Annotated in this window: 8 protein-coding genes; 6 read left to right on the forward strand and 2 right to left on the reverse strand. The window is 58.3% G+C overall.

Annotated elements, in window-relative coordinates; all coding sequences use genetic code 11:
• Positions 1-236: 236 nt before the first annotated feature.
• Both J4E53_RS28460 and J4E53_RS28465 read right to left on the reverse strand, forming a co-directional pair.
• Complete coding sequence (locus J4E53_RS28460) at positions 237-1,457, reverse strand: CaiB/BaiF CoA-transferase family protein (RefSeq protein ID WP_060739786.1); 1,221 nt, start codon at positions 1,455-1,457, stop codon at positions 237-239.
• 13 nt (positions 1,458-1,470) lie between these two features.
• The gene (locus tag J4E53_RS28465) at positions 1,471-2,652 is read right to left on the reverse strand and encodes an acyl-CoA dehydrogenase (RefSeq protein WP_014335919.1); all 1,182 of its coding nucleotides are present in this window, start codon (positions 2,650-2,652) and stop codon (positions 1,471-1,473) included.
• A gap of 156 nt (positions 2,653-2,808) precedes the next feature.
• Between J4E53_RS28465 and J4E53_RS28470 the strand changes: the two genes are divergently transcribed.
• The 6 genes from J4E53_RS28470 to J4E53_RS28495 all read left to right on the forward strand — a co-directional run bounded on the left by J4E53_RS28470 (position 2,809) and on the right by J4E53_RS28495 (position 9,263).
• Complete coding sequence (locus J4E53_RS28470; protein WP_060739787.1) at positions 2,809-3,705, forward strand: LysR family transcriptional regulator; 897 nt, start codon at positions 2,809-2,811, stop codon at positions 3,703-3,705.
• Positions 3,706-4,139: 434 nt separating this feature from the next.
• Entirely contained in the window at positions 4,140-5,261 is a 1,122-nt protein-coding gene (locus tag J4E53_RS28475) for a Re/Si-specific NAD(P)(+) transhydrogenase subunit alpha (RefSeq protein ID WP_060739788.1), read from the forward strand.
• A gap of 15 nt (positions 5,262-5,276) precedes the next feature.
• Positions 5,277-5,600, forward strand: a complete 324-nt coding sequence (locus J4E53_RS28480) for an NAD(P) transhydrogenase subunit alpha (protein ID WP_003187010.1) — start codon at positions 5,277-5,279, stop codon at positions 5,598-5,600.
• Positions 5,600-7,036 carry an NAD(P)(+) transhydrogenase (Re/Si-specific) subunit beta gene (locus J4E53_RS28485; RefSeq protein WP_025216189.1) on the forward strand — a complete coding sequence of 479 codons (1,437 nt, stop codon included), beginning with the start codon at positions 5,600-5,602 and terminating at the stop codon, positions 7,034-7,036. The genes J4E53_RS28480 and J4E53_RS28485 overlap by 1 nt, the downstream gene beginning before the upstream one ends.
• A 198-nt stretch (positions 7,037-7,234) precedes the next feature.
• Positions 7,235-8,728, forward strand: a complete 1,494-nt coding sequence (locus J4E53_RS28490) for an acetyl-CoA hydrolase/transferase family protein (protein ID WP_060739789.1) — start codon at positions 7,235-7,237, stop codon at positions 8,726-8,728.
• A gap of 319 nt (positions 8,729-9,047) precedes the next feature.
• Entirely contained in the window at positions 9,048-9,263 is a 216-nt protein-coding gene (locus tag J4E53_RS28495; RefSeq protein ID WP_003187014.1) for a DUF1127 domain-containing protein, read from the forward strand.
• The last annotated feature ends 21 nt before the right edge of the window (positions 9,264-9,284 follow it).

The following is a 9,284-nucleotide window of genomic DNA, read 5'->3' on the forward strand; positions in this document are numbered from 1 at the left end:
GCCCTACCTGCTCCTTCCGGACTTCGATGAACTGAAGCCCTACACCTTCGAAACCTACTTAACTCGTTGAATCTCAAGGAGTTTTCCGTTTAGACTGCGCCGGAAGTGGGGCGAATTATAGACGTCCAGAATCTGCCGTCAACCCTTAATTTCGCTTTTCTATCAATAAGTTGCGCAGCACCGGCAAACCTGCCGCTTTTGCCCTTTAACACGCTCCTCTATATAGAAGAGAAGACTCACAGCACCCCAGCCTCTCTGAACGCCATCACCGCAGCCTCGTCCAACCCCAACACTCGCTGCAGCACCTCCAACGTATGCTCTCCTAATAAAGGAGGCGCATTGCGATACTCCACTGGCGTCTCGGACAGTCGAATCGGACTGGCCACCTGCGGCACTTTACCCGCCAGCAGGTGAGGCAATTCCATCGCCAACCCACGAGCCTGTACCTGAGGATCGGCAAACACCTGGGCCAGGTCGTTGATAGGCCCACACGGCACACCCGCCTGCTCCAACTGAGTCACCCATTCAGCGGTGGTCTTGAACACCGTCGCCTGGCGAATCAACGGAATCAGCACCGCCCGGTTCGCCACCCGCACCTTGTTAGTGGCAAAACGCGGATCATCAGCCCACTGCGGTTGACCGGCAACCTCAGCGAACTTTCGGAACTGGCCGTCATTACCCACCGTCAGGATGAAATCGCCATCCGCCGTCGGAAAATCCTGATAAGGCACGATATTCGGATGAGCATTACCCAAACGCTTCGGCGCATTGCCCGTGGTCAGGTAGTTCATCGCCTGGTTGGCCAGGCAAGCCACTTGAACATCCAGCAGGGCCATATCGATGTGCTGACCGCCGCCGACATGATCACGGTGGGCCAACGCCGCCAGAATGGCAGCGGTCGAATACAGCCCCGTGAGGATGTCCGTCAACGCGACCCCTACCTTCACCGGCCCCGCACCCTCATCGCCCTCAGGGCGACCGGTCAGGCTCATCAAGCCCCCCAGTCCCTGAATCATGAAGTCATACCCGGCGCGCTTGGCATAAGGGCCGGTCTGGCCAAACCCGGTTATCGAGCAATAGATCAATTGCGGATTGATCGCCTTTAGCGAGTCATAGTCCAAGCCATACGCCGCCAGGCCGCCCACCTTGAAGTTCTCGATCAGGATGTCGGACTTGGCTGCCAGCTCTCGCACCAGCCGCTGCCCCTCTGGCCGCGTGAAGTCGATGGTCACCGACTGCTTGTTGCGATTGGCTGAAAGATAATAAGCGGCCTCGGTCGTGTTCTCGCCTCGGGCATCCTTCAGGAAGGGCGGCCCCCAGGCGCGCGTATCGTCACCATTGCCGGGACGCTCGACCTTGATGACATCAGCCCCCAGGTCCGCCAGGATCTGTCCGGCCCAAGGCCCGGCCAATACCCTCGATAAATCCAATACCCGCAGATGCGAAAGCGCGCCCATGACCGTTCTCCTATTAGTAGAACGCCTGGATACCGGTTTGCGCACGCCCCAAAATCAGCGCATGCACATCGTGCGTGCCTTCATAGGTGTTCACGACTTCCAGATTCACCAGATGACGCGCGATGCCGAACTCATCGGAAATACCGTTGCCGCCCAGCATGTCCCGCGCCATGCGGGCAATATCCAGGGACTTGCCGCAGGAGTTGCGCTTCATGATCGAGGTAATCTCGACCGCCGCCGTGCCCTCGTCTTTCATACGCCCCAGACGCAGGCATCCCTGCAGGGCCAGCGTGATTTCAGTCTGCATATCGGCCAGTTTCTTCTGGATCAACTGATTCGCAGCGAGCGGGCGACCAAACTGCTGGCGGTCCAGCGTGTACTGGCGTGCGGTATGCCAGCAGAATTCAGCGGCCCCCAAGGCGCCCCAGGAGATGCCGTAGCGTGCCGAGTTCAGACAAGTAAACGGGCCTTTCAGGCCACGGACATCCGGGAAGATGTTCTCTTCCGGAACGAATACGTTGTCCATGACGATTTCGCCAGTGATCGAGGCGCGCAGCCCGACCTTGCCATGAATGGCCGGCGCACTCAGCCCCTTCCAGCCTTTTTCGAGAACGAAGCCGCGGATATCACCGGCATCGTCCTTACCCCAGACGACAAATACGTCAGCGATCGGGCTGTTGGTGATCCACATCTTGCTGCCCGTCAGGCTGTAGCCGCCTTCCACCTTGCGCGCACGAGTAATCATTGCACCCGGATCGGAACCATGGTTCGGCTCAGTCAGACCAAAGCAGCCGATCCATTCACCGGACGCCAGCTTCGGCAAATACTTCTGTTTCTGCGCCTCAGTCCCGAATTCGTTGATCGGCACCATGACCAGCGAGGATTGCACGCTCATCATCGAGCGATAACCGGAATCGACCCGTTCTACCTCACGAGCGATCAGGCCATAGCTGACGTAGTTCAACCCACTGCCGCCGTACTGTTCAGGAATGGTTGCCCCCAGCAGGCCGACTTCACCCATCTCGCGGAAAATCGCCGGGTCGGTTTTCTCATGACGGAACGCTTCCAGCACTCGCGGGGCGAGCTTCTGCTGGGCAAACTGCTCGGCAGTGTCGCGGATCATGCGTTCTTCTTCGGTGAGCTGCTGATCCAGCAACAACGGATCGATCCAGTTGAAGCTCGCTTTACCGGCCATGAAAGAGTCCTCGCCAATTAAATGAAAATCGTGGATTGATCCTAGGCGCGGTTTCCTACAAGGGCAAACGAGGATTACGCACTAACCTGTGCTAATTTCTCACTCCGTAAACGCCATTAACCCCGTTTACACAGTTATTGAGTGAGGCTTACGTACATGCGTCGTAAAATCCCCAGCACCGCCGCCCTGGTCAGTTTCGAGGCTGCCGCGCGCCATGAAAGCTTTACCAAGGCGGCGCAGGAGCTTTCTCTCACGCAAGGCGCTATCTGCCGACAGATCGCCAGCCTGGAGGACTTCCTCAGCGTGGAGCTTTTCCGACGCTCGCGCCGCGGCGTCAAACTGACCGAAGCAGGTCTTTCCTACAGCCGACGCGTTGCCACCCAACTGGATGCCGTCGAGCGCGACACACTTTCAGTGATGGGGCACACCGGTGCGAACGTGATCGAACTGGCCGTGGTTCCGACCTTCGGCACCCAATGGTTGCTGCCACGCCTCAAGGACTTCCAGCAGCAGCACCCGGAAGTCACCGTCAACCTGACCAACCGCACGCGCCCCTTTCTCTTTGCCGATACGGAATTTGATGCCGCCATCTATTTTGGCGATGCGGACTGGTCCGGTACCGAATCCCACAAGCTGATGGGCGAAAATCCGATGCCTGTATGCAGCCCCGCCTTGCTAGACGGTCGCAAGGGCCTGACACCAGAGGAAATCGCCGAACTGCCCTTGCTCCAGCAGACCACTCGTCCATATGCGTGGCGCCAGTGGTTCAACGCCCAGAACCTGAATATTGCGCGAGACCTGACAGGGCCGCGTTATGAACTATTCTCCATGCTCGCCCAAGCGGCTATGCACGACATGGGTATCGCGCTGATTCCGCCCTTTTTGATTCAACGCGAACTGGCAGAGAAACGACTGGTCGTGGCCAACCGTAATGCGCTGTCGAGCATCAAGGCCTACTACCTGATGATTCCGGAGCGAAAAGTCGAATCCGCCTCCCTTCGGGCTTTTCGTGACTGGCTCGTGAAACAAGCCGACAACTATCTTCTTGATTAATAAGAGAAAAACAAAAACTGACTTAGGTAGTAAACTAACAGAAGTCGCTACAGATATAAGTTTATGTCGCATTCAGTCAATCTGTTATCAAGCCCGTGCAGTAGTCTCCAAAGCGTCTAAATACATGGCTTCGAGCCATATCACGCAACGCATCAGCGCTTATTCATCTGGCCGATGGGAAAAATTGTCAATTTGAACCTGAATCCTTGGAAAGCACGGCCCACAAGGGCTGCCGATCGATAATCGCGACATTCGGTCACAGGGTGACTTGTAGTTAATTTTCCGTCACCCGTCATAATCTCTTGAAGGGCTGAATTTTCGCCTGCAAAATGCCGCGCCCCGCCTGGTTTGGTGGGACCGTGCTGATCGGCCGCCCCAGCCGCACCATCCGAAGTGCCTGGGTTTACTCAATAAGATCACGCAGGAGATTTGACGTGCACATTGGTGTTCCCCTCGAAACCCAAACGGGTGAAACACGGGTTGCTGCTACCCCGGAAACCATCAAGAAGTTGATCGGCCAAGGCCATAAAGTCACTGTTCAAAGCGGCGCCGGTATCAAGGCCAGCGTTATCGACAGTGCCTATGAGGCAGCGGGCGCAACCATTGGCAGCGCCAGTGATGCATTCGGGGCCGAGCTGATCCTCAAGGTGGTGGCTCCCAGCGACAGCGAACTGACGCTGATCAAGAGCGGCACCGTTCTGGTGGGCATGCTCAATCCGTTCAACAACGAAACCATCGCCAAGCTGGCCGAGTGCGGCATTACCGCTTTCGCCCTTGAGGCCGCGCCACGCACTTCCCGAGCCCAGAGCCTGGATGTGCTGTCGTCTCAAGCGAACATCGCCGGTTACAAAGCCGTGTTGCTGGCCGCCCATTACTATCCGCGCTTCATGCCGATGCTGATGACTGCCGCGGGTACCGTGAAAGCGGCGCGCGTGCTGATTCTCGGCGCGGGCGTGGCCGGGTTGCAGGCGATCGCCACGGCCAAGCGCCTGGGCGCGGTGATCGAGGCTTCGGATGTGCGTCCGGCGGTCAAGGAGCAAATCGAGTCCCTCGGCGCGAAGTTCGTCGATGTGCCTTACGAGACCGACGAAGAGCGCGAGTGCGCCGTCGGCGTCGGCGGTTACGCCCGGCCGATGCCGGCCAGCTGGATGCAACGCCAGGCCCAAGCCGTGCACGAGCGCGCCAAACAGGCTGACATCGTCATTACCACCGCATTGATTCCGGGCCGCAAGGCACCGACGTTGCTGAGTGCCGAAACCGTCGCGCAGATGAAACCCGGCTCGGTGGTCATCGACCTCGCGGCAGCCCAGGGTGGTAACTGCCCGCTGACCGTGGCTGATCAGGTCGTGATCGAGAATGGCGTGACCATTTGCGGCCCGACCAACCTGGCCGGCGAAGTCGCAGCCGACGCGTCGGCGCTGTATGCCCGTAACCTGCTGGACTTCCTGAAGCTGGTCTTCACCAAGGAAGGTCAGTTCGACGTGAACCTGGAAGACGACATCGTCGCCGCGTGCCTGATGTGCCGCGACGGCCAGGTCATCCGCAAAAACGCCTAAGCAGGGATTCAGACAATGGAAGAGCTTATCTCCCCCGGTATCTACAACCTGATCATCTTCGTGCTGGCGATTTATGTCGGTTACCACGTGGTCTGGAACGTAACGCCCGCGCTGCACACACCGTTGATGGCGGTGACCAACGCCATTTCGGCGATCGTGATCGTCGGCGCCATGCTCGCCGCCGCGCTGACCGTGACGCCGCTGGGCAAGACCATGGGCACCCTCGCCGTGGCCCTGGCCGCGGTGAACGTCTTCGGTGGCTTCCTCGTGACGCGCCGCATGCTTGAGATGTTCAAGAAAAAAGCCCCGAAAGCCGTAAAAGAAGAGGCGCCCAAGTAATGAGCATGAACCTGGTAACGACGCTCTATCTGATCGCGTCGATCTGCTTCATCCAGGCCCTCAAAGGCCTGTCGCACCCCACCACCTCCCGCCGAGGCAACCTGTTCGGCATGCTCGGCATGGCGCTGGCGGTGCTGACCACTGTGGGCCTCATCTACAAACTGGGGGCCGAACTGGCGACCGCCGGCATCGGCTACGTGATCGTCGGCCTGCTGGTCGGCGGTACCGCCGGCTCGATCATGGCCAAGCGCGTCGAAATGACCAAGATGCCGGAACTGGTGGCGTTCATGCACAGCATGATCGGCCTGGCGGCGGTGTTCATTGCCATCGCGGCTGTCGTCGAGCCGCAGTCCCTGGGTATCGTCAAGCAATTGGGTGATTCGATTCCAGCCGGTAACCGTCTGGAGCTGTTCCTCGGCGCAGCCATTGGTGCAATCACCTTCTCCGGTTCGGTGATCGCATTCGGCAAGCTCTCGGGCAAGTACAAGTTCCGTCTGTTCCAGGGCGCACCAGTACAGTTTGGTGGCCAGCACAAGCTCAACCTGATCCTGGGCCTTGCCACGCTGGGCCTGGGCCTGATGTTCATGTTCACCGGCAACCTCGGCGCGTTCGCCTTGATGCTGGCCCTGGCCTTTGTCCTGGGCGTGCTGATCATCATCCCGATCGGCGGCGCGGACATGCCGGTAGTGGTGTCGATGCTCAACAGCTATTCCGGTTGGGCCGCAGCGGGTATCGGCTTCTCGCTGAACAACTCGATGCTGATCATTGCCGGCTCGCTGGTGGGCTCGAGCGGTGCGATCCTCTCGTACATCATGTGCAAGGCGATGAACCGTTCGTTCTTCAACGTGCTGCTCGGTGGTTTCGGCAATACCGCAGATGCTGCTGGCCCGGCTGGCTCCAAAGAAGCCCGTCCGGTGAAATCCGGCTCGGCTGACGACGCGACTTTCCTGCTGACCAACGCCGATACCGTGATCATCGTGCCGGGCTATGGCCTGGCGGTGGCCCGGGCGCAGCACGCGCTGAAAGAACTGACCGAGAAGCTGACCCATCGCGGCGTGACCGTTAAATACGCGATCCACCCGGTGGCCGGTCGCATGCCTGGACACATGAACGTCCTGCTGGCCGAGGCCGAAGTGCCTTACGACCAGGTGTTCGAAATGGAAGACATCAACTCCGAGTTCGGCCAGGCCGACGTGGTGCTGGTGCTGGGCGCCAACGACGTGGTAAACCCGGCGGCGAAGAACGATCCGAAGTCGCCGATTGCCGGCATGCCGATCCTCGAAGCGTTCAAGGCCAAGACCATCATCGTCAACAAACGCTCGATGGCCAGCGGCTATGCGGGCCTGGACAACGAGCTGTTCTATCTCGACAAGACCATGATGGTGTTCGGTGACGCCAAGAAGGTCATCGAAGACATGGTCAAAGCGGTGGAATAACCTCGCCGCTTCACCCAAAACGCCCCGACCTGTCGGGGCGTTTTGATTTGTATCAAGGCAAAATGTTACCGATCCGGTAATGATGTTTTGCCTGAGACCCTCGTAATAGACGCCTGAAATGCGACCTTTGTAGCGGGTCGGGCACAGCGCTAATTCACTAGACTGCGCATCTTGCTTTCCAGCCCGAGATAACCACCTATGTACCGTGATCGCATCCGCTTGCCTTCGTTATTGAATAAAGTGATGAGCGCTGCCGAAGCAGCCTTGTTGATTCAGGACGGCATGACCGTCGGCATGAGCGGCTTTACCCGCGCCGGAGAAGCGAAAGCAGTGCCCCATGCCCTGGCTGAACGCGCCAAGGTCACCCCGCTGAAAATAAGCCTGATGACCGGTGCAAGCCTGGGCAATGACCTCGACAAGGAGCTCACCGAAGCCGGCGTACTGGCGCGACGCATGCCGTTCCAGGTCGACAGCACGCTGCGCAAGGCGATCAACGCAGGCAAGGTGATGTTCATCGATCAACATCTCTCGGAAACTGTCGAGCAACTGCGCAACGGCCAGCTCAAACTGCCCGATATTGCCGTGATCGAAGCCGTGGCCATTACCGAGCAGGGACATATCGTACCCACCACATCGGTGGGTAATTCAGCCAGCTTCGCCATTTTCGCCCGACAAGTGATCGTCGAGATCAACCTGGCTCACAACCCGAATCTGGAAGGGCTGCACGACATCTATATCCCGACCTATCGCCCCACCCGTACACCCATTCCCCTGGTGAAAGTCGACGACCGTATTGGCAGCCCCGCCATTGCGATCCCGCCGGAAAAAATCGCCGCCATTGTCATTACCAACCAAGGCGACTCGCCTTCGACCGTCGCGCCACCGGACAGCGACACCCAGGCCATTGCCGATCACCTGATCGATTTCTTCAAGCAGGAGGTTTCGGCCGGACGCATGACCAACAAGCTCGGGCCGTTGCAGGCTGGTATCGGCAACATCGCCAATGCCGTGATGTGCGGGCTGATCGATTCCCCGTTCGAAGACCTGACCATGTATTCCGAGGTTTTGCAGGACTCGACATTTGACCTCATCGACGCCGGCAAGCTGAGTTTCGCCTCCGGCAGCTCGATCACGCTGTCGGATCGACGTAATGCCGATGTGTTTGGCAACCTGGAAAGGTACAAGGACAAGCTGGTCCTGCGCCCACAAGAGATCTCCAACCATCCCGAGGTCGTGCGTCGCCTGGGCATCATTGCTATCAACACCGCACTGGAGTTCGACTTGTACGGCAACGTCAATTCCACCCATGTCTGCGGCACGCGGATGATGAATGGCATCGGCGGCTCGGGGGATTTCGCCCGCAATGCCCACCTGGCGATTTTCGTCACCAAGTCGATTGCCAAGGGTGGGGCCATTTCCAGCGTCGTGCCGATGGTCAGCCATGTGGACCATACCGAACATGACGTCGACATCCTGGTCACCGAGATCGGTCTGGCCGACCTGCGGGGCCTGGCGCCAAGGGAACGCGCGCGAGTGATCATCGACAATTGCGTGCACCCCACCTACCACCAAGCCTTGAATGAGTATTTCGACGCCGCGTGCGCCTTGGGCGGACATACCCCGCATATCCTGCGCGATGCACTGAGTTGGCACCTGAACCTCGAAGAAACCGGGCGCATGTTGGCCGTCTGATACAGCTGGATCACCGTTATCGCAAATACAGTTTTGGTTGAAGACCGTCATTCAAGCCTTATCCGTCAAAAACTGTACTGCTGTACCGGTATTTTCTTACAGTCTTTTCCCACAAAGCTACCCCCAACACGCAAAAATGCACCAACATCGTGCAGACAGGTACAGTTGCCTCAATATTGACCAGTACACCGCTCTTTAACAGTTAACTGGTCTCTCACAATACAGGTGAACTGTATCTAGAGAGACTGGCCAAACGAGAGGATCATGGGCACCAGTCAAACCACTACCTAATCCCGCCACAAGCGGAAGGATGTCAACCATGGAACGTACACTCAGTTCCGAGCTGTTTTTCGAAGACAAAGCTGAAAAAAACCAGGCTTCCCTGCCTCTTCGCGTTATCGCCAACCTGATGTTGTGGCAGCGCCGCATCGCCAGCCGTCACCAACTGGCTCGTCTGGATTCGCGCCTGCTGGCTGATGCCGGTATCAGCGAAGCACAACGCTACGAAGAGCTGAGCAAGCCGTTCTGGCGCTAACTCAGCGTCGCTGGCCCTGAC

Source organism: Pseudomonas sp. FW305-28 (genome assembly GCF_017351395.1).
Lineage (GTDB): Bacteria > Pseudomonadota > Gammaproteobacteria > Pseudomonadales > Pseudomonadaceae > Aquipseudomonas > Aquipseudomonas fluorescens_AA.